The organism is Stenotrophomonas sp. S41, assembly GCF_016624625.1.
GTDB lineage: Bacteria > Pseudomonadota > Gammaproteobacteria > Xanthomonadales > Xanthomonadaceae > Stenotrophomonas.
In genome coordinates, this window is record NZ_JACVTV010000220.1 from 1 (window position 1) to 616 (window position 616).

General features: G+C 67.4%; 1 protein-coding gene. It reads right to left on the reverse strand.

Features of this window, described 5'->3' with window-relative positions:
* Nucleotides 1-73 precede the first annotated feature (73 nt).
* Nucleotides 74-544 carry a 23S rRNA (pseudouridine(1915)-N(3))-methyltransferase RlmH gene (rlmH, locus tag IAE56_RS20975; RefSeq protein WP_079222687.1) on the reverse strand — a complete coding sequence of 157 codons (471 nt, stop codon included), beginning with the start codon at nt 542-544 and terminating at the stop codon, nt 74-76.
* Between the last annotated feature and the right edge of the window lie 72 nt (nt 545-616).

Below are 616 nucleotides of genomic sequence, written 5' to 3' on the forward strand. Positions count from 1 at the left end.
ACGACCCCCTGATTAACAGTCAAGTGCTCTAACCGGCTGAGCTATTCGGGCAGACGACTAGTATAACCACTCTTCACGCGCGATGGTAGGGGTGATTCGCAATCATTGCGGCGGCCCGATACAGCTGCTCGGCGACCACCAGCCGCACCAGCATGTGCGGCAGGGTCAGCGGTCCGATCGACCACTTCTCATCGGCCAGCGCGGACACTTCCGGCGAGTGCCCTTCCGGGCCACCGATCAGGAACGCCAGGTCCCTGCCCTGCCCGCGCCAATGCTCCAGGCGCTGCGCGAGCTGTTCCGAACTGAGCTGGCGGCCCGGCACGTCCAGCGCCACCACGTAGGCATTCTTCGGCAGCGCAGCGATCACCCGCTTGCCTTCGTCCTCGGTGGCGCGACGCGCATCGCGGCCCTTGCCACGCAGGCCCGGCTCGATTTCCACCAGTTCGAACGGCAGCCAGTGCGACAGCCGCTTCTGGTATTCGGCGAAACCCTGCGCGACCCAGCTGGGTGCGCGTTCACCGGTGGCGATCAGGCGGGCTTTCATCTACGCAGTCTCCAAAACGTCGAGGGGGGCCGCCGCGCCGGCGGGGGGGGGGCGGAAACCCCCGGCGGCGGG

What these genes read in the sequence shown, in the direction of transcription:
- rlmH (WP_079222687.1), bottom strand. Translation starts at nt 544, where the DNA reads ATGAAAGCCCGCCTGATCGCCACCGGTGAACGCGCACCCAGCTGGGTC.